This window comes from Limnohabitans sp. JirII-29 (assembly GCF_003063395.1).
Taxonomy (GTDB): Bacteria; Pseudomonadota; Gammaproteobacteria; order Burkholderiales; family Burkholderiaceae_C; genus Limnohabitans.
In genome coordinates this window covers 22,585-48,965 of the sequence record NZ_NESB01000002.1, presented here as the reverse complement: position 1 = coordinate 48,965, position 26,381 = coordinate 22,585, and the positions used below count along the sequence as shown (strand labels likewise).

At 58.9% G+C, this 26,381-nt stretch carries 31 protein-coding genes and 1 tRNA gene; 15 read left to right on the top strand and 17 right to left on the bottom strand.

The window, feature by feature from the left end; translation table 11 throughout:
• Positions 1–25: 25 nt before the first annotated feature.
• The 4 genes from B9Z39_RS02920 to B9Z39_RS02905 form a co-directional block, all read right to left on the bottom strand.
• A complete protein-coding gene (locus B9Z39_RS02920; RefSeq protein WP_108300661.1) occupies positions 26–2,332 on the bottom strand; it encodes a TonB-dependent receptor in 2,307 nt (768 codons plus the stop codon).
• Between the two features lie 103 nt (positions 2,333–2,435).
• Entirely contained in the window at positions 2,436–2,789 is a 354-nt protein-coding gene (locus B9Z39_RS02915) for a DUF2946 family protein (RefSeq protein ID WP_100147458.1), read from the bottom strand.
• Between the two features lie 60 nt (positions 2,790–2,849).
• Positions 2,850–4,148, bottom strand: a complete 1,299-nt coding sequence (locus B9Z39_RS02910) for a c-type cytochrome (RefSeq protein ID WP_369908105.1) — start codon at positions 4,146–4,148, stop codon at positions 2,850–2,852.
• The gene (locus B9Z39_RS02905) at positions 4,145–4,873 is read right to left on the bottom strand and encodes a c-type cytochrome (protein ID WP_108300660.1); all 729 of its coding nucleotides are present in this window, start codon (positions 4,871–4,873) and stop codon (positions 4,145–4,147) included. Before B9Z39_RS02905 ends, B9Z39_RS02910 begins: the two co-directional genes overlap by 4 nt.
• An 82-nt stretch (positions 4,874–4,955) precedes the next feature.
• Here B9Z39_RS02905 and B9Z39_RS02900 point away from each other — a divergent pair, with 82 nt between their 5' ends.
• The 3 genes from B9Z39_RS02900 to B9Z39_RS02890 all read left to right on the top strand — a co-directional run bounded on the left by B9Z39_RS02900 (position 4,956) and on the right by B9Z39_RS02890 (position 7,946).
• Positions 4,956–7,073, top strand: a complete 2,118-nt coding sequence (locus B9Z39_RS02900) for a TonB-dependent receptor (protein ID WP_199221161.1) — start codon at positions 4,956–4,958, stop codon at positions 7,071–7,073.
• Between the two features lie 70 nt (positions 7,074–7,143).
• On the top strand, positions 7,144–7,509 hold the full coding sequence (locus tag B9Z39_RS02895; protein WP_108300659.1) for a TraR/DksA C4-type zinc finger protein: 366 nt from the start codon (positions 7,144–7,146) through the stop codon (positions 7,507–7,509).
• Between the two features lie 23 nt (positions 7,510–7,532).
• Positions 7,533–7,946 (top strand): VOC family protein, encoded by a 414-nt coding sequence (locus B9Z39_RS02890; protein ID WP_100147455.1) that lies wholly within the window; start codon positions 7,533–7,535, stop codon positions 7,944–7,946.
• Between the two features lie 15 nt (positions 7,947–7,961).
• Here the strand turns inward: B9Z39_RS02890 and B9Z39_RS02885 are convergent, their stop codons facing one another.
• Positions 7,962–8,969 (bottom strand): fumarylacetoacetate hydrolase family protein, encoded by a 1,008-nt coding sequence (locus B9Z39_RS02885; protein WP_108300658.1) that lies wholly within the window; start codon positions 8,967–8,969, stop codon positions 7,962–7,964.
• 123 nt (positions 8,970–9,092) lie between these two features.
• Here B9Z39_RS02885 and B9Z39_RS02880 point away from each other — a divergent pair, with 123 nt between their 5' ends.
• The 6 genes from B9Z39_RS02880 to B9Z39_RS02855 all read left to right on the top strand — a co-directional run bounded on the left by B9Z39_RS02880 (position 9,093) and on the right by B9Z39_RS02855 (position 14,708).
• Entirely contained in the window at positions 9,093–9,875 is a 783-nt protein-coding gene (locus tag B9Z39_RS02880; protein WP_100147454.1) for an IclR family transcriptional regulator, read from the top strand.
• 11 nt (positions 9,876–9,886) lie between these two features.
• Positions 9,887–10,987: a DUF3108 domain-containing protein gene (locus B9Z39_RS02875; RefSeq protein WP_100147453.1), complete on the top strand. Its 1,101-nt coding sequence runs from the start codon at positions 9,887–9,889 to the stop codon at positions 10,985–10,987.
• A gap of 68 nt (positions 10,988–11,055) precedes the next feature.
• Entirely contained in the window at positions 11,056–11,337 is a 282-nt protein-coding gene (locus B9Z39_RS02870; protein WP_108300657.1) for a DUF3567 domain-containing protein, read from the top strand.
• A 63-nt stretch (positions 11,338–11,400) separates the two neighbouring features.
• Positions 11,401–12,246 carry a formyltetrahydrofolate deformylase gene (gene purU, locus B9Z39_RS02865; protein WP_108300928.1) on the top strand — a complete coding sequence of 282 codons (846 nt, stop codon included), beginning with the start codon at positions 11,401–11,403 and terminating at the stop codon, positions 12,244–12,246.
• A 6-nt stretch (positions 12,247–12,252) separates the two neighbouring features.
• Positions 12,253–13,128, top strand: a complete 876-nt coding sequence (locus B9Z39_RS02860) for a LysR substrate-binding domain-containing protein (RefSeq protein WP_108300656.1) — start codon at positions 12,253–12,255, stop codon at positions 13,126–13,128.
• Between the two features lie 77 nt (positions 13,129–13,205).
• Positions 13,206–14,708, top strand: a complete 1,503-nt coding sequence (locus tag B9Z39_RS02855; RefSeq protein ID WP_108300655.1) for an FAD-linked oxidase C-terminal domain-containing protein — start codon at positions 13,206–13,208, stop codon at positions 14,706–14,708.
• Positions 14,709–14,755: 47 nt separating this feature from the next.
• On the opposite strand, the gene B9Z39_RS02850 is transcribed toward B9Z39_RS02855, so the two are convergent.
• Genes B9Z39_RS02850 through B9Z39_RS02840 form a run of 3 tightly spaced genes read right to left on the bottom strand, consistent with a single transcriptional unit; the run spans position 14,756 to position 16,104 of the window.
• Positions 14,756–15,055 (bottom strand): HigA family addiction module antitoxin, encoded by a 300-nt coding sequence (locus tag B9Z39_RS02850; protein WP_100147449.1) that lies wholly within the window; start codon positions 15,053–15,055, stop codon positions 14,756–14,758.
• Between the two features lie 11 nt (positions 15,056–15,066).
• Positions 15,067–15,348, bottom strand: coding sequence for a type II toxin-antitoxin system RelE/ParE family toxin (locus tag B9Z39_RS02845; RefSeq protein WP_108300654.1), 282 nt, complete (start codon positions 15,346–15,348; stop codon positions 15,067–15,069).
• A gap of 45 nt (positions 15,349–15,393) precedes the next feature.
• Positions 15,394–16,104, bottom strand: coding sequence for a YggS family pyridoxal phosphate-dependent enzyme (locus tag B9Z39_RS02840; RefSeq protein WP_108300653.1), 711 nt, complete (start codon positions 16,102–16,104; stop codon positions 15,394–15,396).
• 118 nt (positions 16,105–16,222) lie between these two features.
• Here B9Z39_RS02840 and B9Z39_RS02835 point away from each other — a divergent pair, with 118 nt between their 5' ends.
• Positions 16,223–17,137, top strand: a complete 915-nt coding sequence (locus B9Z39_RS02835) for an NAD(P)-dependent oxidoreductase (protein ID WP_100147544.1) — start codon at positions 16,223–16,225, stop codon at positions 17,135–17,137.
• An 83-nt stretch (positions 17,138–17,220) separates the two neighbouring features.
• Here B9Z39_RS02835 and B9Z39_RS02830 read toward each other — a convergent pair whose 3' ends face one another.
• The 3 genes from B9Z39_RS02830 to B9Z39_RS02820 are packed head-to-tail and all read right to left on the bottom strand — an operon-like array spanning position 17,221 to position 18,935.
• A complete protein-coding gene (locus tag B9Z39_RS02830; protein ID WP_108300652.1) occupies positions 17,221–17,925 on the bottom strand; it encodes a BON domain-containing protein in 705 nt (234 codons plus the stop codon).
• The gene (locus B9Z39_RS02825) at positions 17,922–18,521 is read right to left on the bottom strand and encodes a phosphoheptose isomerase (protein ID WP_108300651.1); all 600 of its coding nucleotides are present in this window, start codon (positions 18,519–18,521) and stop codon (positions 17,922–17,924) included. The genes B9Z39_RS02830 and B9Z39_RS02825 overlap by 4 nt, the downstream gene beginning before the upstream one ends.
• A 24-nt stretch (positions 18,522–18,545) precedes the next feature.
• Positions 18,546–18,935, bottom strand: a complete 390-nt coding sequence (locus tag B9Z39_RS02820) for a YraN family protein (RefSeq protein ID WP_100147444.1) — start codon at positions 18,933–18,935, stop codon at positions 18,546–18,548.
• Positions 18,936–18,948: 13 nt separating this feature from the next.
• Here B9Z39_RS02820 and rsmI point away from each other — a divergent pair, with 13 nt between their 5' ends.
• Positions 18,949–19,860: a 16S rRNA (cytidine(1402)-2'-O)-methyltransferase gene (rsmI, locus tag B9Z39_RS02815; RefSeq protein ID WP_108300650.1), complete on the top strand. Its 912-nt coding sequence runs from the start codon at positions 18,949–18,951 to the stop codon at positions 19,858–19,860.
• Positions 19,861–20,029: 169 nt separating this feature from the next.
• A complete protein-coding gene (locus B9Z39_RS02805) occupies positions 20,030–21,013 on the top strand; it encodes a site-specific integrase (RefSeq protein WP_108300649.1) in 984 nt (327 codons plus the stop codon).
• Positions 21,014–21,128: 115 nt separating this feature from the next.
• On the opposite strand, the gene B9Z39_RS02800 is transcribed toward B9Z39_RS02805, so the two are convergent.
• The gene (locus tag B9Z39_RS02800; RefSeq protein ID WP_146183266.1) at positions 21,129–21,572 is read right to left on the bottom strand and encodes a hypothetical protein; all 444 of its coding nucleotides are present in this window, start codon (positions 21,570–21,572) and stop codon (positions 21,129–21,131) included.
• A gap of 231 nt (positions 21,573–21,803) precedes the next feature.
• On the opposite strand from B9Z39_RS02800, the gene B9Z39_RS02795 reads away from it, so the two are divergent.
• Positions 21,804–21,983: a hypothetical protein gene (locus tag B9Z39_RS02795; protein WP_108300647.1), complete on the top strand. Its 180-nt coding sequence runs from the start codon at positions 21,804–21,806 to the stop codon at positions 21,981–21,983.
• 4 nt (positions 21,984–21,987) lie between these two features.
• Positions 21,988–22,389 (top strand): DUF1376 domain-containing protein, encoded by a 402-nt coding sequence (locus B9Z39_RS02790; protein ID WP_108300646.1) that lies wholly within the window; start codon positions 21,988–21,990, stop codon positions 22,387–22,389.
• Between the two features lie 813 nt (positions 22,390–23,202).
• Here the strand turns inward: B9Z39_RS02790 and B9Z39_RS02785 are convergent.
• A tRNA-Arg gene (locus tag B9Z39_RS02785) sits at positions 23,203–23,278 on the bottom strand.
• A 79-nt stretch (positions 23,279–23,357) separates the two neighbouring features.
• On the opposite strand from B9Z39_RS02785, the gene B9Z39_RS02780 reads away from it, so the two are divergent.
• Positions 23,358–23,867 (top strand): cytochrome c5 family protein, encoded by a 510-nt coding sequence (locus tag B9Z39_RS02780; RefSeq protein ID WP_100147442.1) that lies wholly within the window; start codon positions 23,358–23,360, stop codon positions 23,865–23,867.
• Between the two features lie 39 nt (positions 23,868–23,906).
• Here the strand turns inward: B9Z39_RS02780 and B9Z39_RS02775 are convergent, their stop codons facing one another.
• The 4 genes from B9Z39_RS02775 to B9Z39_RS02760 form a co-directional block, all read right to left on the bottom strand.
• Positions 23,907–24,440, bottom strand: a complete 534-nt coding sequence (locus B9Z39_RS02775; RefSeq protein ID WP_108300645.1) for a DUF2946 family protein — start codon at positions 24,438–24,440, stop codon at positions 23,907–23,909.
• Between the two features lie 9 nt (positions 24,441–24,449).
• On the bottom strand, positions 24,450–25,427 hold the full coding sequence (locus B9Z39_RS02770; protein ID WP_108300644.1) for a YheT family hydrolase: 978 nt from the start codon (positions 25,425–25,427) through the stop codon (positions 24,450–24,452).
• Positions 25,424–25,873 (bottom strand): nuclear transport factor 2 family protein, encoded by a 450-nt coding sequence (locus B9Z39_RS02765; RefSeq protein ID WP_100147439.1) that lies wholly within the window; start codon positions 25,871–25,873, stop codon positions 25,424–25,426. The genes B9Z39_RS02770 and B9Z39_RS02765 overlap by 4 nt, the downstream gene beginning before the upstream one ends.
• Positions 25,874–25,961: 88 nt before the next feature.
• Complete coding sequence (locus tag B9Z39_RS02760; RefSeq protein WP_100147438.1) at positions 25,962–26,378, bottom strand: F0F1 ATP synthase subunit epsilon; 417 nt, start codon at positions 26,376–26,378, stop codon at positions 25,962–25,964.
• Positions 26,379–26,381 lie beyond the last annotated feature (3 nt).

Here is a 26,381-nt window from a genome sequence, read left to right as displayed (position 1 = left end):
TTCAAAATTCATACAGCGCGTGGTGTTACGTCAAGTCGTACTTCAGTTCAGCAAAGAAGGTGCGCATGGGATACAGGTGGTAATTCCAATATTTGTAGTTGTTCAGGTTGTCGATGCCGCCTGCCACCGTCCATTGCCGGTCAACTTTGTAGACCGCGCGCGCATCCACCACAAAGAACTTGCTCACGCCCGTGTAGGAATAGCCATTGCTATCGGCGTTGTTCAAGCTTCCAAACTGGTGACCGCTGTAACGCGCACCGATGGAGGTGCTGAGCGTGTCGTCCCAGCGGTAGTTGGCCAACACATTGCCACGCCATGCAGGCACGCGCGGCTGGTATTGATTGATCGTATCGCCTGCACTGACGACATAACCATCGTTTTCTTTGATGCGTGAGTCCACATAGGTCACGCTCCCCAACAAGTCGAGGCCACGCGTGAGGACATCGTTGCCAGCGTAGGCCACTTCCAAACCGCTGCTCTCTATGCGCTTGATGTTTTGCACAAAGGTGCGACTGCTTCCGTCTGAGAAGGTATTGGTTTGCGAATAGATGGCGTCGCGCGTGTTTTCAAAGAACGCGGTCACACGCCACAAGCCCGAGCCTGAGTCTTTTTCCGCCGTCAACTCGCTTGTCCATGAACGCTCGGGCCGTAAATTGGGATCGTTCAAGAACGTGGTGGTCGAACCAGACAGCGAGGTGTTGCCATACATCTCTTGCGTGGTGGGCATGCGCAAAGAACGCCCTGTGGATGCCTTCAACAACAGATCAGGCGCCCACTGGTGTGAGATGGCCGCCTTGGGAGAAAAGTGCGTTTCCTGCCGCGACGCATAGCTGCTGCTCGACGTCGCCGTGGCCACATCACCACTGTGGGCTTTCCAGTCTTCTGCACGCAAGCCCAGCACCGTTTTCCAAAGCGGCGCAAAGCGCCACGCGTCTTGCGCGTACAAACTTTGCATCTCAGTTTTGCCACCGGCTTTGCTGGCCAGGCTTGCTGGTGCCGCTGCCTCCCAGTTGATGCCCGTGTTTTGGGTGAGTGTCTTGAGCGTGTAGTGGTCTTGCTGCAAGCCAAAGTCCACCACGTGCGTGCCCTTCACACCCTCGGGTCGCCAGGTGCCTTTGAGCGCTAGGTTGTTCCAGCCTGTGCCGCTTTGGTCGGTGATTTTTCCTGCGCTTGAATACGTTGTGTCGCTGCTTTGGGTGCCTGAGGCCCGGTTCAAGTCGGTTTGGTAGTTGTACAAACTCGCCTTCATTTCCCAATCAAAAACCCCTTGGGTATTGGACTTGAGCGATAGCCCGTGCATGACATGTGTCAGCGCCTCTTGTGACGCCGTGAATGCAGGAACCGAGTAGGCGTTGACACCGTTATTCACCGTCCCGGTATAGACAGCGGCACCCGTGGACGCATCGCGCAGATATGTTGCCGGGCTGCCATTGCTTGTGTTTTGCCAGTACCCCAGCGTGTACGAGGCGCGCAGGGTGGACGACAAGTCGTAAGCCAGTTTCAATTTGGCGTGGTCTTGCACGGTGTGGTACTGGGTGGTGGTGCCCAACACATCCAAAGCTGTCCCCGTGGTGCTCAAGGCGCTGACGATGCCATTGACGCGTGTACCCGTCACCCCCGTTGTGGGCGTTGCGCGCACAAACACCATGGGCTGACCGCTGCTGTCCAAGCGGTTCACGTTGAACCAGTAAGACCAGTCCCCCACCTTGCTGCCCAAGGTGACGCTGGCATTGGCACCGCCGAAGTGGCTGTTGGTGTTGTAGGCGTCAAAGTGTTGGTTGAAGGCACTGACTTTCATGTGCGCCTCAAATGCCGTGGGCATGCGCGTGACGTAGTCGACCACCGCCCCCACCGAGTTGCCAGGATAGGCGGCAGAGAACGGGCCGTACATCACGTCAACCCGCTCAATTTCTTCTGGCGTCACCAAGCCCCAACGCGGCGCATTGGTGGCGGAATTGCCCAAGTAGTTGGACAACAAAATGCCATCGGCATACACCGCGCTGCGCGCTGGGTTGTTGGCCCCAGACGCACGGCTCGCCAACACGGCATGGTTGTAGTCGCCGATATAGCGCTTGCGCACCGACAAGCTGGGCAAATACTTCAGGGCGTCTTCGCTGTCGGTGGCGTTGATGGTTTCGGCGATCTGTTTGGCCGTGACCGACTCCATCGTGGTGGGGATGTGTGTGGGCAACGATGAAGGGTGACCCGATGTCACCACCACCACGCCCAGCTCTTTGGTTTGAGAGGCATCTTGCCCCATCGCTGCACTTGAAAGCGCCAGCGCAAGTGATGCGCCGAAAAAACCTCGCCTGAGGTGTTTGTCTTGTTCCATGAAAAATTTTCCTGCTCACGCGAAGGCTTGACGACGCGCAAAGCGTCACAGTCAATCCAACGAAAAAGGTCCGAGCGCTAGCGCCCGAGACCCACGTCAAAGGTCAGAGGAAAAGTGCAGGCGGCCCGCGCGACGGCAGTGGCGGGGCGGTGACAGACGCGATGTGCGCGGCTTCAAGGGCAAGCAGCGCATGCGCCAGAGGAGAGGGCTGGGTCAAGCCCGTGTTGAACGCGGGCGGTGGTGCCACGACAGAGGCACACAAGGGGCAATCCAGGGTGTGGCTGGTGGTGGCGTCATCGTCGCCCTGCACCACCAGCTTCATGCTGCCGCTGCTGGTACACACCAAGTCCATGGCCTTGGGGCTCACCATGGGCGAGGCCACGGCCACACCAACCGACAACACAAACCACACCAGCACACAGCGGGTGAGGAGGATGGCGTGGCGCAGGTGTTGCATGGCGACGGATTCTAACGAAGCACTTTCACCAGCTTGCCCAAGTTCAACCTAAACGCGATTTCAGCGGGTTTGCATTTCGCGCACACGCGCCACATCAAACTCGGTGACCGCGCCTGCTGCGTTGCCCCATTGGGTGCGAATGTGGGTCAGCACATCGGCCATGTCACGGTCGCTCAGGGTCAACACAAACGGCGGCATGCCAAACGGCTGTGGTTGGGCAGATGTAGTGACCGAAAACCCGCCGTACATGACGGTTTGCACCAGGTTGGTGGTGTGGGCCATTTGCACCGCCAGATTGCCTGCCAAAGCGGGATACGCCTGCGCTACGCCCTGGCCTTGCTTGCCGTGGCACACGGCACAGTGGTCGTCGTACAAGGCCGCGCCGCGTTGGCTGGCGCGCAGGCTGGGCGCGCGCGGCGTGGGGCGTGGCACGTCATCCGCTCGCACATGGGCACGGGCACGCGCTTGCAAGTAGGTGGCCATGGCCGTCAAGTCAGCCACGCTGAGGTGTTGGGTGCTGTTTTGCACCACCTCACGCATGGGCCCATTCACCCAGGCGTGTGGGGCATGACCGGTTTGCAACAAGCGCACCGTGTCTTGCACGGGCACATCGCCCAAGCGCGTTTCACGTGCGCTCAGCAGCGACGGCGCGTACCAGTTGACCACGGGGATCAAGCCACCACTCAAGTCATCCAACGCGCCGCTGCCACCCAAGTCGTCACGCGGGCCATGGCAGGCGGCACAGTGGCCCAAGCCTTCGACCAAATAGGCTCCACGGTTCCATTCGGCGCTGTGCTGCGGCTGCTCCGTGAAGCGGGCTGGCTTGAAGTACAGACTGCGCCACACCGCAAAGGCGGCCTGGGTGCCAAAAGGCCAACGCAGCTCAGCAACGGGGGTAGCCTGTGCCACAGGCGCCAGGCTTTTGAAATAAGCGAACAAGGCGTCGGCATCGGCACGCGTGACCAAGCTGGTGTGGTTGTAGGGAAACGCTGGGGCCAGCAAGCGCCCGTCGTAGGAGCGGCCATGGTGCAACGCACGCCAGAAGTGCTGGGCATTCCAGCGCCCCAAGCCGGTGGCGTCATCCGGCGTGAGATTGCTGGCGTAGACCTTGCCAAAGGGTGTCTCAATGGCACGTCCTCCCGAGAACGGCACTTGGCCCGGCACGGTGTGGCACGACATGCAGTTGCCCGCACGCGCCAAGTAAGCGCCTTGGGCTATCTGCTGCGCACTGTCCGGCACGCTGGCAGACGAGCTGGCAGAAGGGCTCACCTCCACACCATCGGCATAGTTGTCAAACACCACCCAAGCGGTGGTGGCTAGGCACAGGGCCAGCACAAGACCCAACACACGTTGCATCATGGCTGCCCCTTTGCCAATGGGGCGCTGCCACAGCGCCAGGTGTCGCTGGTGCTTGCCAGTTTGGCACGCACGGCACCTTGTGCCGCAGCCGCGGGGGTGGCGTCGCTGGGCAGCGCTTGCCGCGCCAGGTAGTGGGCCACGGCCATCACGTCCTCAGGACTCAAGCGTTGCACCACCTGCGCCATGCAGTCTGGCGCGTGGGCGCGGCGTTGGCCCGACTGCCAGGCACCCAGCTGTCCGTTCAAATAATCGAGTGGCAACCCCAGCAAGCCGGGCACCGCAGGCGCTACCCCAGTGAGCTTGTCGCCGTGGCATGCCACGCAGGCCGGCAAACCTTTGCTGGCGTCGCCCTCACGGGCCAGCACTTGACCACGCGCGAGCAACGCAGGCGAAGCACTGTTGGCCTGCAAGGCTGGCGCTGGGTAGGGCACCTTCAAAGCAGAGAAGTACTGCGCCATGTCTTGCAAATAGGCGTCAGACAGGGGGTCGATCAAGCGCGCCATCAGGTCGTAATGGCGTCGCCCTTGTTTGAAGTTTTGCAACTGGTTGTACAGATAACCCGCAGGCTTGCCCGCCAAACGCGGGTAATAGCCATCGGGCCCGGCTTTGCCCTGCTCGCCATGGCAGGCGGTGCAGGCACGGGTGCGCTCGGCCATGGTGTTTTCAAAGCCATGCGCAGACAGCACCACGCACACCATCAGCCAAGCAGACAAAAATAATTTCATGGGGGGATTGTTTCAGATGCCTGCCTGACAGCACGGAGCCCCTTTTTGTTTTGACTGAAAATCCAAGACACTCGCTTTCCTCATGCTGCGCAAACACCCCTTTTTCACACACCCACAGACAAGCCTGCTGGGTGGCTTGCTGTGTCTATGTCTGGGTGCGCGTGCGGATGGTGTGTCGCTGACACCCCCCCTTTTGCCGCTGTTGACCGAGGTCGAGGTCACCGCCGAGCGCCGCAACGCCTTGGGCACCAGCGAGGCGGCGTCGCAAGGTGTGATTCATGCGCAACAACTGCAAGCCGGTGCGCTGCTGCGCCCGGCCGATGTGCTGGAGCACATCCCCGGCATGGTGGTCACACAACACTCAGGCGACGGCAAAGCCAACCAGTACTTTTTGCGTGGCATCAACTTGGACCATGGCAGCGACTTCGCCACCACCGTCAACGGTGTGCCTGTCAACATGCCCAGCCATGCCCATGGGCAGGGCTACAGCGATTTGAATTTTTTGATCCCTGAGCTGGTACAGCGCGTGGACTACAGCAAGGGGCCGTACTTCGCTGAGCAGGGCGACTTCTCGTCCGCAGGCTCTGCCAACTTTGTCTACCGCACGCGGCTGGACCAACCCTTTGCGGACCTCACAGTGGGTCAACGCGGCTACCGACGGGCACTGAGCGCCGGCTCCAGCCAGGTCGGCGACGACCTGCACTTGCTCAGCGCCATCGAAGTGCTCAACCACAACGGGCCGTGGACCGTGGCCGAGGGTTTGCGCAAGCGCAATGCGCTGCTCACGCTGAGCGGCGGCAGCACCGCGCGTGGCTGGTCCACCAGCTTGACGGCCTACAGCGCCCACTGGACAGCCACCGACCAAGTGCCACAACGCTTGATCGATGCAGGCAGTTACCAAGGCCTGCCCTTTGGTCGCTTTGATGCCATGGATGCGAGCGACGGTGGCAGCACCTCGCGCCACAGCCTGTCGGGCGAATGGCATGACCGCGACGCCGCACAAGCCACGCACATGAGCTGGTACGCCATGCGCTACGACTTGGACTTGTATTCCAACTTCACCTACCAAACCGCGTCCAATGGCAACGGCAACAGCGACCAGTTTGGGCAACGGGACCAACGCACGGTCTATGGCGGCAAAGCCTCACAGGCCTGGTCACTGGAGGGCGTGAATCACACCCCCATGGTCAACACGCTCGGCGTGCAGGTGCGGCAAGACCTGATTCGGGTGGGCTTGTTTGACACCACGCAGAGGCGCATCACCCACACCGTGCGCGATGACGCCGTGCGACAACAACTGCTGGGCGTGTATGGGCAAAACGACAGCAGCTGGCACGACAGCGTACGCACGGTGCTGGGTTTGCGTGTGGACCAATTCACCGCCCATGTGGACAGCCACTTGCAGGCCGAAAACTCGGGCGTCAGCACTAGCCACAAGGTGTCGCCCAAGCTGTCGCTGATCTTGGGCCCGTGGGCGCAAACCGAGGTGTTTGTCAACGCAGGGCGTGGTTTTCACAGCAACGACGCACGCGGCACCACGGCGCGTGTGGACCCACGCACAGGCACCGCTGTGGACATGGTGCCCGGCTTGGTGAGCTCGCGCGGTCATGAAGTGGGGCTGCGCAGCCAAGCCACGCCACAGTGGCAAACCGCGTTGGCCCTGTGGCGTTTGCGCTTTGACTCAGAGCTGGTCTACGTGGGAGACGCAGGCACCACCGAAGCCGGGCGACCCAGCGTGCGCACGGGGCTGGAGTGGAACAACCACTGGACGCCCAGCGACACGTTCTGGCTGGACGCCAGCATGGCCTGGACACGCCCCCGCTACAGCGACAGCAGTTCAGAAGGCAACGCCATTCCCAATGCCGTGCGCAAAGTGGCGCACGTCACAGCGGCAGTGCGCCAGCTGGGCCCGTGGTCGGGCAGCTGGGGACTGCGCTACATCGGGCCGGCAGCGCTGACCACCGACGCCAGTGTGTCGTCGCGTGCCAACATCACCAGCAACTTGCGCGTGACACGGCGCATGAGCGCGGCGCTGGACGTGTCGCTCGATGTGCTGAACCTGGCCAACCGACACAACAACGACATTCAATACGCCTATAGCTCGCAGGTGGCGGGCGAGTCAGTGGCCGTCACCGACAGCCACGTGCACCCGGCAGAGCCACGCAGTGTCAGGCTCAGCACACGGATTCGTTTTTATTGACTTGATGAAGCGCAATGACAGCCGCCCATGATGGGCGCATGATGGGCTTGTTACAACAGGAGATAAACACATGGACGCATCGCATGCCAACGCTTTCAAGCAAGCCCTTGAAACACTGCGCACCAATTTATTGACCCAAATTGCCGAGCAACGTGGCGGCACCATAGGCCGCGCCGAAGTGGCCACCGAGCACTTTGCCCACAGCGAAGACTCCACGGCACAAGTGGCCACTGAGCGGGAGTTGGAATTCGCGCTCAATGAACGTGAAGCCGAAGAGCTGACTGCCCTCGATGCGGCCTTGGCACGCATTGCAGCAGGCACCTACGGTCGCTGCATTGCCTGCGACGCACACATTCCGCAAGCCCGCCTGGAGGCCACACCCGAAGCCGCGCGCTGCATCCCCTGCCAAGAAAAAGCAGAACACACCCGCCACTGAGGTCAACTGGTATTCTTGGGCGCATGAAAAGCCTGTTTCATTTCGCCTTCAACATCACCGACCTCGACACCGCACGCCGTTTCTATGGCGGCGTGCTCGGCTGCAAAGAGGGACGCAGCACCGACACCTGGGTGGACTACGATTTTTTTGGTCACCAAATTTCCATGCATTTGGGAGAACCCTTCCTCACGGCCAACACCGGCCATGTCGGAGACACCTTGGTGCCCATGCCGCACTTTGGCTTGGTGCTGAACTTGCCCGACTGGAACGCGCTGGCCGAGCGCCTGCGCGCCGCTGGCACGCAGTTTGTGGTGGAGCCTCATTTGCGCTTTGAGGGTCTGCCAGGCGAGCAATGGACCATGTTTTTCCGCGACCCCTTTGGCAACCCGATCGAGGTCAAAGGGTTCGCGTCGCTCGACACGATTTACAACGCCTAAAGCGCTGCCTGCCCGTCAGGCCAGGGGCACAATTTTTTGATCGATGGCACCAAACACGCTTTGGCCATCTTTGCCCTTTATTTCGATGCGGATGGTGTCGCCATAGCGCATGAACTCGGTGCTGGGCTGGCCGTCCAGAATGGTCTCGATGGCGCGCTTCTCGGCAATACAGCTGTAGCCCTTGGGCCAGTCTTTCTTGCCCTTGACTTCTACCCCTTGGTTGCTGATGGTGCCGCTGCCCACGATGGAGCCTGCACGCGCGCGGCGGGTTTTGCAGAGGTGTGCAATCAGTTGACCAAAGTGAAACGTCATGTCGGGCCCGGCATCGCACATGCCCACCTTGCGACCGTTCCAAGTGGATTGCATGGTCAGGTGCAAACGTCCGCCATCCCAGGCGTCGCCCAACTCGTCGAGCGTCACGGCAACGGGGCTGAAGGCCGTGGCGGGTTTGCTTTGAAAAAAGCCAAAGCCCTTGGCAAGTTCATTGGGAATGAGGTTGCGCAATGACACATCGTTGGCCAGCATGAGCAAACGAATGCCTTCGAGCGCTTGCTCAGGCGTGGCTTGCATCGGCACGTCACCCGTGATCACCGCCAGTTCGGCTTCGAAGTCAATGCCATACGACTCACTGGGGCACACCACATCGTCGGTGGGGCCAATGAAGTCATCGCTACCGCCTTGGTACATCAAGGGGTCGGCGTAAAAGCTCTCGGGGACCAAGGCATCACGTGAGGCACGCACCAACTCCACATGGTTGATGTAGGCCGAACCATCTGCCCATTGGTAAGCGCGCGGCAGCGGTGCCATGCACAAGTTGGGGTCAAAGGGGAAGGCGTGGCGTGCTTTGCCCTGGTTCAAGGTTTCATAAAGGTCTTGCAGCTGGGGGGCGATGAAGCCCCAATCGTCCAGCAGCTGTTGCATGCGACTGGCAATGCCCGTCGCATAATGTGCCGTGCTGAGGTCGCGCGAGACCACCACCAATTGGCCGTCGCGTGATCCGTCTTTGTAGGTGGCCAGTTTCATGGCTTTCTCCAGGTTAGTCCGCCCAGGCCAGGCGGGCCCGAGACACATCAGATAATTACGTATAGGTAAACAAATTTAACTAAACGTAATTTTTAAACCTGATTCTATAAGATACTTAGACGCATGAAAGAACGTGCTGGCATCCAATCGGTCGAAGTCGGTTTTGCACTGTTGGCGGTGCTGGCCAAGTCGGAAGGCGCGCTGATGCTGCGCGACCTGGCGAGTGCTGCGGGCATGAGCGCGGCCAAGGCCCACCGCTATTTGGTGAGTTTTCAGCGCCTGAACCTGGTGCACCAAGACCACGCCAGCACTCGCTACGACTTGGGGCCTGCCGCCTTGCAACTGGGCTTGGCCGCCCTCACCCGTCTAGACCCGGTCAAGTTGGCCCGTGAGCGCATGGCCCCGTTGATGGCCAAGATTGGCCACACCGTGGCACTGGCGGTGTGGGGCAACCAAGGCCCCACCATCGTGCACTGGCAAGAGTCACCCCACGCCATGACAGTTTTGCGCTTGGGCGATGTGATGCCCTTGCTCACCTCTGCCACGGGGCGTTGCTTTGCCGCCTACATGCCGCGCGACTTGACTGGCCCCATGCTGAAGGCCGAATTGGCACGCGCACAAAAAATGAAACGCCACGACGTGCCCCTGACCCAAGCCGACGCCAAAGCCATGCTGGACGAAGTGCGTGAGCGCGGACTGGCGCGCGTGGTGGATGCGTTGCTGCCTGGCGTGGCTGGCTTTTCTGCCCCGGTGTTCGATTCAGACGGGCACTTGGCATTGGCCATGGTGTCGCTGGGGCCCACCTCCAGTTTTGACGCGTCGTGGGACGGCGCCCCGGCCAAGGCGCTGCGTCATGCAGCCCAGCAACTGAGCGCCGAGTTGGGCCAAGTCACCGCTGGCGCTTGACGCGGCCCGCCATGCGCCGCCCTGCACAGACCATCTCACCACGCTGGTGGTCACGCACACACCCATTCGTGTTGGTGGCTGGCGTGTTGCTGGTGCACCTGTGGTTGCTGGGCGGCAGCGCACGGTGGTTCTCGCCCACCGCACCCCAAACCACCACAGTCAAAGTGTTGACCACCCGCCACGTTGAAGTTGAAACCCCAACACCACGCGCACTGCAAAAGCCCACACCTGTCGCCGCGACCTTGGCACCCACAACGCCAGCGCAGTCCCCCGCTCTGGCCAGCGAACCGGTGCACGCACGCCCCCCCGTGGTCACCCATGCGTGGGCCTCAGCCCAAGAGTTGGAAGACTTGCATGCCCAACTCACCGCTCCGGTGGCGCTGCCAGCGCGCAGCGCAGAAGCGGTGGATTTGCCACCGTTCAACCGGGTCGCTTCTGACGCATCAGGCCAGACACAGATGACGGCGTTCAAGGCGCCAAACTCGGCCCGCTTGCAGTACGACGTGAAAGGGCAGGCACGCTTCATCGGGTACTCGGCCTGGGCCGATTTGCGCTGGCAGCAAGATGGCCAACATTACGAGGCCCGGCTGGAGGTTGGCGCGTTTTTGCTGGGCTCACGGGTGCAAACCAGCACCGGACTGCTGGGCGCCGAGGGGCTGATGCCGCTGCGTTTTGGCGACAAGTCGCGCAGCGAGTTGGCGGCGCACTTTCAGCGCGACAAAAACATCATCAGCTTCAGCGCCAACACGCCCGATGTGCCGCTGCTCAAAGGCGCGCAAGACCGCCTGAGTGTGGTGCTGCAACTGGGTGCCCTGCTGGGGGCAGAGCCAGATCGTTTTCCGCCTGGCACCATGCTGTCGTTTCAAACGGTGTCCCAACGTGAAGCGGAGATGTGGCAGTTTGTGGTGGAGAAAGAAGAGCTGCTACGCCTGCCCTACGGTGAGCTCCACACCATCAAGTTGAACCGCAATCCACGGCGCGAGTTTGACCAGCGCATTGAGCTGTGGCTGGCCCCCAGCCTGGGTTTTTTGCCGGCACGCCTGCGCATCACCAACGCAAATGGCGACTTTGTGGACCAGTTGTTGCGCACGGTGGATGCGCCAGGGTCTTGAATTCGTGGGTTTCGAGCCGATATGTTGTGTCACACTGGCACCAAAGCCTTTAGACCCGGACCGACACCATGGACATGCTCTACAACTCTGATACTTTTTCTGTGATGCACCTCAAGGCGCAGGATGAAGGCCTGGAGCCTGCACGCCCTGATGTGCCGGTGTTGTCGCGCCACGGGTTTGAAATTGTCGACAAGCGCTCGGGCAAAGAGGTGTACCTGGAAGGTTCGTGGGCGGAGCTGTTTCAGGCCCATTTGCGCGCATGGCAAGAAAATTCGCCCTCGCAAGAAGAGGTAGAAGACACCCTGGCCGGTTACGCCGAGTTGGCTCAAAACCCGGTGGTGGTGCACTGATCGTCTGCGCCCGCGAGACCTCGCGCCGCGTAGGTGGCCATGAGCAAACCTACAATCGCGGCCATGACTGCATACATCCTCAACCTGTCTTGCCCTGACCGCCAAGGCATCGTGCACGCTGTGTCTGGCTTTTTGCTGGAACGCCAAGGCAACATCGAAGAAGCCGCCCAATACAACGACCACGCCACCGGCCTGTTTTTCATGCGCGTGCAGTTTGCCTGTGACAGCCTGAGTCAAGACGATTTGCGCACCCAACTCGCCACCCTGGCCGACACCTTTGGCATGCGCTGGACCTTGCACGACACCACGCAGCCCATGCGCACCGTGATCATGGTCAGCAAGGAAGGCCATTGTCTCAATGACTTGTTGTTTCGCTGGAAGAGCGGTTTGCTGCCTTTGGACATTCGTGCCATCGTCAGCAATCACCGCGAGTTCTATCAGCTCGCGGCCAGCTACAACGTGCCGTTCCACCACATTGCGGTCACCGCAGCCACCAAGGCACAGGCGGAGGCCAAGCAGTACGAGATCATCCAAAGCGAGGGCGCAGAGCTGGTGGTGCTGGCGCGCTACATGCAAATCTTGAGCGATGACCTGTGTCAAAAACTCAGCGGGCGCGCCATCAACATTCACCACAGCTTTTTGCCCAGCTTCAAAGGCGCCAAGCCCTATTACCAGGCGCACGACCGTGGCGTGAAGCTGATTGGTGCCACCGCGCATTACGTGACGGCCGATTTGGACGAAGGCCCCATCATTGAGCAAGACGTGGCGCGCGTGGACCACAGCAAAACCGTGGAAGACCTGACCACCCAAGGCCGTGACACCGAGAGCCAGGTGCTGGCCCGCGCCGTGAAGTGGCACAGCGAACACCGCGTGCTGCTCAATGGCCACAAAACCGTGATCTTCAAATAAGCCGGCATGACCAGCCGTATCCCGCCCATTCAGTGCTTGCTGACGTTTGAGGCGCTGGCCCGACTGCGCTCGGTCACCCAGGCGGCTGAAGAACAATGCGTGACACCCAGTGCGGTGAGCCACCGGGTGAAGCAACTTGAACAGTTGCTGGGGGTGAAGTTGTTTGGGCGGGCAGATTTTTCGCTCACCACCGAGGGCAGCGAATACCTGGCGCATGTGCGTGAAGGGCTGTCGATCCTGGAGCGTTTTCCAGGCAAAGATGGCAGCAGCAACGGCGGCAAACGCAAGCTGCGCTTGGCGGTGACGCCCACTTTTGCGCGTTCCATCTTGATGCCACGCTTGCGCCACTTTGCCGAGGCCTACCCCGAGATTGACCTGACCTTGCAAGTGACCATTCCGCTGTTGGATGTGGTGGCTGAAGACGCCGACCTGACCATCCGTTTTGGCACCGGTCGGTATGCCGATGTGGAACATGTGTGCTTGATGAAAGACGAGGTGACCCCCATGGCGTCGCCCGCTTTCATCCGAGAGCATGGGCCCTTTGAGGCGCCAGAAGATTTGGCCGATGTCACGCTGTTGCGCAGTCCCCTGGAACCCTGGCGCACTTGGTTTGCCGCCCACGACTTGGACTGGCCGGAGCCCGTGGATGGCTCGTGCTTCAACGACATCGGTCTGATCTGCGATGCCGCCGCCCAAGGCCTGGGGGTGGGTCTGGTGCGTTTGAAGCTGGGCGCACCTTGGCTGGAGAACGGCACCTTGGTGCGTCTTTTCCAGCGCCAAGTGCCCAGCCCGCATGGGCATTACCTGTGTTGGCGCACCGGCGCGATGGACCGCTGGGAATGTGCGGCATTTGCCGACTGGCTCAAAAAGTCGGTCTCCTGAGCGCATGTAATCCGCCTCAAACGAGGCTGTAACTTTCTTCACGCATCGGTCAGCGCTTTTGCCTTAAAGTGCGCCACATGAACGCACCACTCTCAACCGAACAGACGCAACACATGCAGCGCGCCGAACGACAGCGCCAGGTGGTGCAAGCTTTGCTGCATGTACTGCCTGCACATGCCCTGCTCTACACCGCCGAGGACACGGTGCCTTATGAATGCGATGGGCTCACCGCCTACCGTACGCGCCCCTTGTGTGTAGCCCTGCCAGAAACCGAGGCTCAGGTACAAGCGGTGTTGAAAACCTGCCACACGCTCGACGTGCCCGTGGTGGCGCGTGGTGCGGGCACCGGCTTGTCGGGTGGTGCCATGCCGCACACCGACGGGGTGACACTGTCGCTGGCCAAGTTCAACCAAATTCTCAACCTCGACCCCGTGGCACGAACAGCGGTGGTGCAGTGTGGTGTGCGCAACTTGGCCATCAGCGAAGCCGCCGCGTCACACGGCTTGTATTACGCACCAGATCCGTCGAGCCAAATTGCCTGCACGATTGGCGGCAACGTGGCCGAAAACTCAGGCGGTGTGCATTGTTTGAAATACGGGCTGACGGTGCACAACGTGCTGCAAGTCAAAGGCTTCACCATCGAGGGTGACCCGGTGACGTTTGGCAGCGCCGCACTCGACACCCCGGGCTTGGACCTGCTACCAGTGGTGGTGGGCAGCGAAGGCATGCTGGCGGTGACGATGGAGGTGACGGTCAAGCTCATTCCCAAGCCCCAGTTGGCACGCTGCATCATGGCCAGCTTTGACGATGTGCGCAAAGCCGGTGACGCGGTGGCGGCGGTGATTGCTGCAGGCATCATCCCGGCAGGCTTAGAAATGATGGACGGCCCCATGACAGCGGCCGTGGAAGACTTTGTGCACGCGGGCTACGACCTGAACGCGGCCGCGATTTTGCTGTGCGAGAGCGATGGCACACCCGAAGAAGTGGAAGAAGAAATTGGCCGCATGAGCGACGTGTTGCGCGGCTGCGGTGCCACGGCCATCACGGTCAGTCGCGATGAAGCACAACGCCTGAAGTTTTGGAGTGGTCGCAAAAATGCGTTTCCCGCCTCAGGCCGCATCAGCCCCGACTACATGTGCATGGACAGCACCATCCCACGCAAGCGCGTGGCCGACATCTTGCAAGCCATCTCAGAGATGGAAGACAAATACCAGCTGCGTTGCTTGAACGTGTTTCACGCCGGTGACGGCAATTTGCATCCGCTGATTTTGTTTGATGCCAACGACGCCGATCAAATGCACCGTTGCGAGCAGTTTGGTGCCGAAATTTTAGAAACCAGCGTGGCCATGGGCGGCACGGTGACAGGCGAGCATGGTGTGGGCATTGAAAAAGTCAACAGCATGTGCGTGCAGTTCAGCGCTGACGAAAACGAGCAGATGTTTGGCGTCAAACGTGCGTTTGACAGCAAGGGCCTGCTCAACCCCGGCAAGGTGATTCCGACCCTGCACCGATGTGCCGAGTACGGCAAGATGCTGGTGCGCGCCGGGCAAATCAAGCATCCGGATTTGCCAAGGTTTTGATTTGGCTTCGGTCTAACGCGAGAAATCACGCGGCACGTTTCTTTGACTCACGCTGTTAACAATGTGCAGCGTTGAATTTTTGCCAAGGCCTCCCCCATTTTTTCGCGTGCAACGACTGTGTCGTAGTTGGTCTGCCCACGCAACCACCAACCATCGCTCAAGCCAAAGTAACGACACAAACGCAGATCTGTATCCGCAGTGATGGACCGTTTGCCCGCCACGATGTCGCCAATCCGTTGAGCAGGCACGCCAATTTCTTTAGCCAATCGATATTTGCTCAAACCTAAAGGCTTGAGGAATTCTTCTTCCAGCATTTCGCCGGGTGTTACGGGTGCAACTTTTCTCATGTCATTTCACCTCAGTGGTAGTCCACGATTTCCACATCAAACGCGCCTTCAGCACGCCACATAAAACAGACGCGCCATTGGTCGCTGATGCGAATGCTGTGTTGACCTTTTCGATTGCCCTTCAATGCTTCCAGCCTGTTTCCGGGGGGCGCACGCAAATCATCCAATACCAGTGACCAATCCAGCTGTTCCAACTTGCGCAAAGCAGGGCGTTCAATGTTGGCCCAACGCGCAACGCGTTTGCCATCAAACAGCTTTTGTGTGTCTAAGCATTTGAAAGACTTGATCGCCATACGTGGATAGTAACGAGGCGCGTGATTAATGTCAATGACTACGCATCAAACTGAGTAAGTACGCCCACCAAAGATCGCCGTTCCCACCCGCACCATGGTGCTGCCAGCGTGGATGGCGGCTTCCAGGTCGCTGGTCATGCCCATCGACAAGGTGTCGAACTGCGGCAAATTCAAAACAACCTTCATCTCGTCAAACAAGGCGCGCGCTTTGTTGTGTACGGCCACTTGTGCCTCAAAGCCATCAGCAGGGTCAGGAATGGTCATCAAGCCGCGCAGGCTCAGTCTGGGCAGCTTGGCCACGTCGAGCGCCAGCGTCAACACGTCGGCGGGCGCGACACCAGATTTGGTGCCACCCCCATCGATGTTGACCTGCAAACACACTTGAAGTGGCGGCAAATGCACAGGGCGCTGGTCGTTCAAGCGTTGTGCAATTTTGAGGCGATCGATGGTGTGGACCCAGTCAAAATGTTCGGCAACCAATTTTGTTTTGTTGCTCTGAATGGGGCCGATGCAGTGCCAGACCAAGGCGGGGACGTGAGGGTCAGCGCGCAGGGCCACGATTTTGTCGACCCCTTCTTGGATGTAGTTTTCACCAAAGTCACGTTGGTCACAGGTCGCCACGGCACGCACGTCGTCGGCACTGAAAGTTTTGGACACGGCCAACAGCTTCACGCTGTCGGGGTGGCGACCACACGCCACGCAGGCAGTGGCGATGCGTGTTTGCACGGTATGGAGGTTGTCGCTCAAGTTTGTCATCTTGTGGCTGACTTTAACAAGACGGAGGTCTTCATTTGATCCGTTGCTTGGGTGACAGTCTGCGCATGTGCGCACCCCCTATGATTCAGCGCACATTCCACAACCTTTGAGACAAGACATGTCCAGCATCAACGCCAAAACCTACGAATCCGCCCCCTCCACCCATGTGGCCTTCATTGGCATGGGCGTGATGGGCTACCCCATGGCCGGGCACCTGGCCAGTGCAGGGCACGCCGTGACGGTGTACAACCGCTCGCCCGCCAAGGCCCAAGCCTGGGTGAGCGAGTTTGCCAACAGCAAAGCCCCCAAGAGCGCAGCCACGCCGCGCGAAGCCGCCAAAGACGCCGACATTGTGTTTTGTTGCGTGGGCAACGATGCAGATTTGCGCTCGGTGATTTTTGGTGCCGATGGCGCGCTGGCAGGCATGAAGCCGGGCGCAGTGTTGGTCGACCACACCACTGCATCGGCTGACGTGGCACGCGAGATTTACACGGCCGCCAAGAACATTGGCATCCACTTCATTGATGCGCCCGTTTCAGGCGGACAAGGTGGCGCACAAAACGGCTTGCTGACCGTCATGTGCGGCGGGGACGCGCCTGTGTTTGAACGTGTCAAACCCGTCGCCATGGCCTTTTCGCGAGCCTTCACGCTGATGGGTGAACCCGGCGCTGGTCAGTTGACCAAGATGGTCAACCAAGTGTGCATTGCCGGTTTGGTACAGGGCTTGAGCGAAGCCGTTGCCTTTGGCCAACGTGCCGGTTTGGACATGAACCTGGTACTGGATGTGATTGGCAAAGGCGCCGCACAAAGCTGGCAACTCGACAACCGTGGCAAGACCATGGTGGCCGACAAGTTTGACTTTGGCTTTGCCGTGGACTGGATGCGCAAAGACTTAGGCCTGGTGATGGACGAAGCCAAACGCAATGGCGCTCGCTTGCCGGTGACGGCACTGGTCGACCAGTTTTACGCTGACGTGCAGCAAATGGGCGGCAAGCGCTGGGACACGTCCAGTTTGATCAAGCGCTTGAAATAAAACGTTGCTCTCCACAGCAAAACGGCCTGCAAGTTTGCAGGCCGTTTTGTATGGGCGAGACCGTCGTCAAACGGTGTCGCTGATCACTTAATGGGGGTGGCCACTGGCACGTTAGAGGTGACAGGCGCACCAGAACCCGACATCACAGGCATGGATTGGGTCGGCTCCAAAGACACCGACTTAGGACGCAAGGCTTGCAACTCGGCATCGGTGATGTATTCGAACACGCGCACCACACGCTTGACGCCACTGACTCCGCGCGCAATATCGGTGGCACGGTTGGCTTCACGCTGGGTCACACGGCCCATCAGATAGACCGTGCCACGCTCTGTCACCACTTTGTAGATGGAGGCAAACACGTCTTCGCTGTCGACCATGGCGGCTTTGACGCGCGCAGTGATCAAGGCATCTGCAGAACGGTCGCCAATGCTGGAAGCCGGGCCCACTGCGAGTTCATTGACCACGCTGCGCACGTTCTCGACGCGACCGATCAATTGTTCAATTTGCTGGCGTTCGCGTGCTGTGGGCACCTCACCCGTGATGAGCACTTGGCGGTTGTAGCTGGTGAAGTTGGCGTGCACATTGCTGCCAAAGTTTTCGCGAATGGCGCTGGCGCTGCGCATCTCAATGCCTTCGTCTTCGACTTGCGCACCAGAGGTGCGGCGATCCGACGCCACCATGACACCGCCCACCATGCCCCCAACCATGACGGGTGCACACGCCGACAAGCCGAAGCTCAAAACCAATGCGGCCAACAGGCCCTGGGTTGAAGTGTTCAATTTTTTCATTCGCTACTTTCTTGATCGCCAAGCAATTGGGTGTCGACACCATCGCACATGCAATGGATGACCAACAAATGCACTTCTTGAATACGGGCCGTGCGGTCGTGCGGCACGCAAATGTGCACATCGGTTTCGCGCAAGGCCTGGCCCATCTTGCCACCGCCCTTGCCAGTCAAAGCCACCACCGTCATTTCGCGCTCATGGGCTGCTTGGATGGCTGCCAGCACATTGCTGGAATTACCGCTGGTGGTGATGGCCAACAAGACATCGCCCGCTTGACCCAGCGCACGGACTTGTTTGGAGAAGATGTGGTCGTAGCTGTAGTCGTTGGCAATGGCCGTCAGGATGGAGCTGTCGGTGGTCAAGGCAATGGCGCCCAGCTCTGGGCGCTCACGCTCAAAACGTCCCACAAATTCAGCAGCAAAGTGCTGTGCATCTGCGGCCGAGCCCCCGTTGCCACAGGCCAAGACCTTGCCGCCACTGGTGACGCTGGCCAAGATGGCCGAGACCGCAGCAGCAATGGGTTTAGACAGCATTTGGGCAGCCTGGTATTTCAGGTCGGCGCTGTCGATGAAGTGTTGTTCAATGCGTTGTTCGAGCATGGGGCAATGATACCTGCGCCGCCTTTAACTTGCGTCAAAGGCGGCAGGGAACCATTGCAGGCCTTGAGGCTCGCAAGCCACCACATCAAAGCGGCAAGGCGGCTCATGGGCCAGGCGCATGAGGAAGTGGCGGGCCGCAAAAATAATGCGTCGTTGCTTCCCCGGTGTGATGCTGGCCAGAGCACCGCCATGGTCGATGCGACTGCGCTGGCGCACTTCGACAAACACCAAGGTGCCTTCAGCGTCGCGCATGATCAGGTCAATTTCACCGCCGCCTCGTCCAGGGGTCCGATAATTGCGCTGCACCAGTTGCAGGCCTTGGGCTTGCAGATGGCGCAACGCCAGGTCTTCTGCCGCATCCCCCGTTTGCTTGGTGGTGGCGTGACCTGTTTTTTGCACCTTGAGGTTATCCATAGTCCCCTTCGTGATGAGCGCCAACTTTGACTCAGCCTTGTCGGCCGCGCATGCGGCGGCTTCGGCACAACATTATCCGACCGGGGCCCTCTATGTCGTGGCCACGCCGATTGGCAATTTGGCTGATATCAGCCTACGCGCCCTGCATGTGCTGCAACTGTGTGACACCTTGGCCTGCGAAGACACGCGCCACACGCAAAGCATGGTGCGCGCTTACGGCATCGACAAAGCCTCGTCGCAATGGTTGGCGGTCCATCAGCACAACGAGGCTGAAGCCTCGCAAGAGGTGGTGCGACGCCTGCAAGCAGGTCAACGCGTGGCCTATGTCAGCGATGCGGGCACACCTGCGGTAAGCGACCCAGGCGCACGCTTAGCGTGGCAAGTGCGTGCTGCTGATTTGCGTGTGGTGCCTCTGCCAGGCGCGAGCAGTGTGACAGCGCTGTTGAGTGCTTGCGGTACCCCGGCACACGATGCTTCTGGTTTTGTGTTTGTGGGTTTTCTCTCCAGCAAAGCCACGGAGCGCCAACATGCGGTGCAAGCCCTGAGCGAAGACCCACGCACCCAGGTGCTGCTGGAGGCACCCCATCGCATAGAAGCACTGGCGGCTGCACTTGGCGTATTGGGCGAACGACCAGTGACGGTGGGACGAGAACTGACCAAACAGTTTGAAGAAATTGCCACCATGACCGCACAAGACTTCAGCGCTTGGCTCGATGCGAACCCGCAACGCTTGAAAGGTGAGTTCGCCTTGGTCGTACATGCCCGCGCCGAGGTGTCTCCAACGGGTCAAGACCATGACCGTGTGCTGCGCGTGTTGTTGGCTGAACTGCCACTGAAAACTGCGGTCAAACTCGCCTCAGAGCTGACAGGCGAGGGACGCAATGCGCTGTATGAGCGCGCTCTGGCATTGAAAAACGCCACTTGAGATGGTGCGGCTGGCGGGGATCGAACCCACGACCCTTGGCTTCGGAGGCCAATACGTGTTCCCACTGTTAGCCAGCCTTTCTCCTTGCAAATCAACAACGTAGCTCCGGTGTCTCTGAGCACCATCCCCGCCCTGTCACCCTGCTGTCACCCTAGAGGCAGCAATAAGCATGGCAACCGTCCGTCAACGTGGCGACCGCTGGCAGGTCATCGTTAAGCGCAAGGGCTACCCCACCCGCAGCAACACCTTTGACCTGAAGAAAGACGCAGAGAAGTGGGGAAGGCAGCAAGAGCGCCTCATGGACACTGGGGACTGGTCTGACACAGCGCCAGCGAAGAACACCACCCTTGAACAACTCCTCGAGCGCTACCTTGTTGAGGTAACCGTGCATAAGCCAGGTGCCTACGTGGAAGCCAGTCGGATCAAGACCATCAAACAGGCATCCTTGGCGAAGTACTCGTTGGCCGCAGTCTGCGCTCCCCTGATTACCGCTTGGCGGGACTCACGGCTCAAGCAGGTCTCGGGAAGCACGGTAGCCAAGGAAATGGGTTTACTGAGCCACGTGTTTTCTGTGGCGATCAAGGAGTGGGGGGTGGCGCTACCTGCCAACCCCATCAGCATGGTGAGGAAGCCAGCGCAGCCAGCGTCTCGTGACCGCACCCTGAACGACTCCGAGAGACAGGCCCTGATTGATGCCTGTGGTGCCTGTCGCAATCCATGGATAAAGCCGGTGGTGGTGTTTGCACTGGAGACAGCAGCCCGGAGGGGGGAAATCCTCAACCTCCGGTGGACAGATGTGAGCCTAGACCGCTGCACGGCGAAACTAGACGGAAAGACCGGCTCGCGTGTGATTCCCCTATCCCCGACTTGTGTTGAGCTTCTAAGGGGTCTTCCGAGAAGCCTTGACGGGATGGTGTTCCCGGTAACCGTGGAGACCTTGAAGCAAGCCTACGAGCGTGCTGTGCTCAGAGCAGGCATCAAGGACTTCACCTTCCATGACTTGAGGCACGACGCTCTTACCCGACTTGCAAAGTTGGGGCTATCCGTGTTGGAGCTAAGGGCAATCTCTGGGCATACCACTGCCAACATGCTGCAACGGTACGTCTCTATTGACCCGGGTGAACTGGCTTCGAAGCTATGGGCCCGTGCCTGACCCATCTGTCTCGTTTGCAGGATGGAACGATTCGAAGCCCCCGGTCAGATCGAAAACCAAAAACTCACTTGAATTTTTCAGTGACTCCAGACCGCCACTGCATTTGGCCAAGGGCTTAGACGTCGGAGAGGCGCGGACCGGCAGGTTGTTTGCTTAGTTTCTTTCCCTTTGGAAGCGTCAGATACTGGGCGGCTTCCTCTGGTGTCAATCCAAAAGTGAAGCTGGCAGGACCTTTCGACGTCTTCCCGATGCCGTACCCGCTCAGGGTGCTCAGCGCGTTGAAGTTCAACACCGCTTCCTCACCATCGTTACAGCGAACGCTAGCAACGCCTGTTTTAGCGCCTGTGTAGCGGAAGCTGCCAACGCATCGGGTGTCAGGGTTCAACGCTGACTTGATGTCAATAGTGCCGGTCCTATCCATGTAGCCCACTGCCTCGCCGAGAAAGAGGTCATCAGCCAACACGCCGATAACAGGGGCTTTAACACTAAAACTTGCACAACCTGTTAGTCCAAGAGTGACGGCAACGGTGCAAATCAAGGCGTTCGTACTCTTATTCAATATGTTCTCCTTTACGAGTGGCAAATGGTACCGCACACCACTCTTTGTATGTCACTCCGAATCACGCCACCGTATGCCCATTGCTTTCCGTGCTATGCCGCAGAACTTTCCGGTTAATGGTCTAAATGCAGGGTTATAGAAGCCGGCGACAACCCGCGCATCACCAACGAGCCGCCGAAGGGGCAGCCCTCAGGCGGCTTTTTCATGCCCTACTGAAGAAGGAATCTCACCATGCAGCACCTCAAATGCGTCTACCGCAGCTTTGCGATCCCAGTTCCCTTGTTCGACCATCTCAAGGATTTTCAGCGAACCTACGAGAAGGCACACGCGATCAAGATCACCAACAACCAGGCCCTGTCCATCATCCTCGGTGAGCACCAGCGCCAGCAAATGGCACGGGTTGGAGGTTGAACACATGACGCCAGTAACTAAGTCAACGACGACGGTCCCCTACTTCAAGTTTGACAGTGGTCACTTCTTGACCGAGACCATGGGGTTGCCGGATGACGTCGTGGGTATGTATATCCGAATGATGGCGATCTACTGGGAGAGCGGTTGCGCATTGCCCAGTGATGAGCTGTTGAAGATGAAACTAGGCGTCAAAGGCAAGAAGGCCGCTGACAACCTCAACCTTATCCTTGCTCAACTCTTTGGTGGTGAACGAAGGACACATGAGCGGTTGAATCAAGCCCTCACGGAGGTCAATGGGTACAAAGCCAAACAGAGTGCCAACGCCAAGGCAGGTTGGGATGCCAGGAGGGCAGCTGTGCGGAGCGAACCAGCCACGTTGACTGATTCAAAATTCGACGAGTTCTGACGCTTGCTGCTGATGCCATGGCAATGCCACCGCATAGCCGGGGCAATGCACAAGACAAGATAGACAAGACAACACCAACAAAGAAGATCAACTACAAGTCACCTGTAGGCATCCTTGTTTATTGGACTTTGATGGTGTTGAACATTGATTGTCAGCGTCCATGGTGACCACTTCCCTCCGTTCAACGTCATCAAGGCCGCTTCAAGGTGGACTCTTGGCGCGTTGCTTGAGGACGAAAAGCTCCAGAGCATTTTTCTCTGAGGTGTCCTGACCGGGGGGTTGAGCAAGAGTCCCCCCTGCCCCCCTTACAACAGCCTTGGGTGTGGTCACACGACCGAAGCACCTTGACGAAGAGGGCGAAGGTCATGACTGCGGCGAACACGGCATCGAGCTGGTCGTGGCGGGTGAACACTGGGCCCACTCCTTCAGGCGTCGAGACCGCCGCTCGATCCGACTGCGAAGGCGAAACAACTGGCGGTCATGGTCTCATGGACGGCGACGCTGGGGATTGCGCGTCCTCACGGAAATCAGGCCATGCCCGTGCGCCAGCCTTCGCGCAGGGTTGTGGCTGTAGGTTGCATCCATCAGCAAGGCCACTAGAACGGCTCACATCGCGTTCTGGGCACTGCGGCAGGGGTCCGTGTGATTGAGGCCGCAACAAGCTGCCTAGGTGCAGCCGAGGTACAGTCGGCCCCGACAGCTTGTCACCCAGCTGTCACCCGAGTCACCTGAAAATAAGCGGGGAGACAGATCGGGGGAGGGGTGCTGTTGAGGGTAGGTCGTTGATTCACAACGATCTACGCAAGGAGAAGGTGGCGCGGCTGGCGGGGATCGAACCCACGACCCTTGGCTTCGGAGGCCAATACTCTATCCACTGAGCTACAGCCGCATCGTTGAGCCAAGCTATTGTAGGGGGCACCGCTATAATTTCGGCTGTTTTGAAGACATTCCAAGAGGATCTATCCATCATGAGCGACCATTCACACGACGAAGACCACACAGGCCCGATCAAGACGCCCAAGCAATTGCTGCTGGCTGTGTTTTATTCGTTTGTTCTTCCGGTGTTCATCATCATCGGTTTGGTCTTTTACGTGACCTCTGCCAACAAACCACAAGCTGGTTCGTCCAATGCACCTGAGGCAGTGGCTGAGCGCATTCAAAAGGTGGGTTCGGTTGAAATCCGTGATGCCAACCGCGCCATGAAAACCGGCGAAGAAGTGTTCAAGGCGCAATGCACAGCTTGCCACACAGCAGGTGCTGCTGGCGCACCCAAGTTTGGTGATGCCAGTGCTTGGGGCCCACGTATTGCGAAGGGCTTTGATACCTTGTGGAACTCGGCCCTCAAAGGCAAAGGCGCCATGGGCGCACAAGGTGGTGGCGATTTTGACGATATCGAAATCGGCAATGCGGTGGTCTATATGGCCAACGCAGGTGGTGCCAAGTTCAAAGAACCCAAGAAGCCTGAAGCTGCCAAGTGATTGACGCTTTCTCCAAAAAACCGGCCTAGGCCGGTTTTTTTATGCCTGCTGTTGAAGCGCGTTCTGTGGGCTCAGGACAAAACCAAATCGATGCGCCATATCTTGTGTCTGTATGTGCTGCGGCACCCACAGCCCCGTTTCAACGTGCTGCGCCGCAACGCCCACATCTTGGCTGTGGACGAGGCCAAAACCAACATCGGTTTCTAGGTACACATGGCCTTGTTCGTCGACAAAGCAACGTTGCGGGCGCACGGTCTGCCCTGTGTGTGCCTGCACCGAGCCATCGGGTTGCAACAACCACACCCACGGTGTGATTTCTAGTTCCACAAAGACACGCTGCGGACCGTTTTGAAAATACCACCGCCCTTGTGCATCGGCCAAATAATTGCGTGCAATGAAGGCCTTGAGTTTGTCGTGCTGAAGCTTGGAGCCTTTGTTTCGTGAAAAAGGCCCCAAGGCTTGCACGCTGTCGTCACGCATGTACCAGTCACCGCGTGCATCGAGCCCGAGCCAGCCATAGCAGTCGGGTACGTTGGGCCATTTGGCCATGGCTTGTTTGACCAGTTCGTCCATGTCTGTCTTTCAGGGCAACGTCGTTTGCAGCCAGTCTAGGACGGCGCAGGGCATGGCGTCCACATGGGCGGGGAAAGGCCCTGCGGGAAAACCGACATGGCCGCCAGTCTGCGGTTGCCACAGCGTCACGCAATTGCTGACTTCATTCGCCCGTGGCAAACACCAAGCAGGCACAAAGTGGTCGTTGCGCGCATTGAGTACCAATGCGGGGACACGGATGTCCGCCAGAACGGGTTTGGCTGAGGCGCGCAGCCAATAGTCATCCGTATCTTTAAAACCGTGCAGTGGCGCAGTGAAGACGTCGTCAAACGCGTACAAGGTGTGTGCTGCCAGCAGTGCATCACGGTCAAACAAGCTCGGGTATTGCACCAGTTTTTCCAAAGCACGTGGTTTCATGGTTTGCAAAAACATACGCGTGTAGACCCACCGGTTGAAGCCTTGACCCATCGCTTGTCCACTGGCGGTCAAATCTAGCGGTGCGCAAACAGATGCTGCGCCCTGAATCATGTGGTGTGCCGCATGCCCTGCTTCTCCGGCCCAACGTAGCAACGCGTTACCGCCGAGCGAAATGCCTGCGGCCAGCAAAGGGCCCTGGTGTAACTGTTTGCACTGCTGCAACATCCAATCAATTTCTTGAAAGTCTCCCGAGTGGTAAGCCCTCGGAGCCAAATTGATTTCACCGCTGCATCCTCTGAAATGCGGCAGCGCCATACGCCAACCACGCTGTTTGGCCTGTGCTGCAAAGGATTGTGAGTAATGGCTGCTTGAAGAACCTTCCAAGCCGTGAAAGAGCACCAGCAGCGGCCTGGGTCCAGTCAGGTCGCGATTGACCCAATCCACATCCACAAAGTCGCCGTCAGGTGTGGGCCAGCGTTCGCGCTGCCAGGCTGCATCTGGCAATGATTGTGCAGTTGCCAGTTTGGCGGCATAGATGGTTTGGAGGTTGCCCCCAGGCAGCCACCCAGGAGATCGGTAAGCCCAAGTCAATGCAACACCTGAGGTACGCCCTGTGTATCGGCCACACCCGCCGCCGTGCCTGGACTGGCGTGGTGGGCGACCATGCGCCAACCTTGTGGCGTGCGTTGGTACACATTGGTCGCGACAACTAGCGCCTCTTGCGCGCCTTCATTGGTCAGAATGGCAATGCGTTCAACCACGTTGTGCATGGCACTGGTCAAAGACTCCACCTTGCACACCTGTTGGGGCTTTGCGTTGATGGTGCCATTTGCAAACATGGCCTCAAAAGCTGTGCGTATGGCTGTACTGCCAATCAAACGCGGCCCGCCGGGGTGAACACAGACGATGTCATCGTCATCGGACCAGCAAGCCATGAGTTTGTCGAGGTCGCCGGTTTGCAGCGCCTCATAGAACGAAGATTCGATCTCATCGGCAGAACCGCCAACTGTGGCTGCGCGTAATTTGGCTTTGGGCATAGCTCAAATTGTCTCTTGATTTCGTGCCTCCATGAAAAAAAGCCCCAGTCCAAAGACGGGGGCTTTTCATATTCAGCGTTGAGGTCGGTTATCGTTTGCCGCGATAGCGACGCAAGGCAGCCAGCTCAGCAACCAAGATGCTCAATTCAGAACGCGCACGCGCCATATCGACATCGCTTTTTGCATTCTTGATGGCTTCTTCTGCCGCTTGCTTGGCTAGGTTGGCTTTTTCTTCGTCCAGGTCTTTGCCGCGCACCGCAGTGTCAGACATGACCGTGACGCAGTCAGGCTGCACTTCAAGAATGCCACCAGCCACGAACACGAATTCTTCGCCACCATCAGCCGTTTGGATGCGCACCGAACCGGGTCGAATGCGCGTGATCAGTGGCGTATGGCGCGGATAGATACCGAGCTCGCCAGCTTCGCCTGGCAAAGCCACAAAAGTGGCTTCGCCAGAGAAGATGGACTCTTCTGCACTGACGACATCTACGTGGATGGTACTCATAGG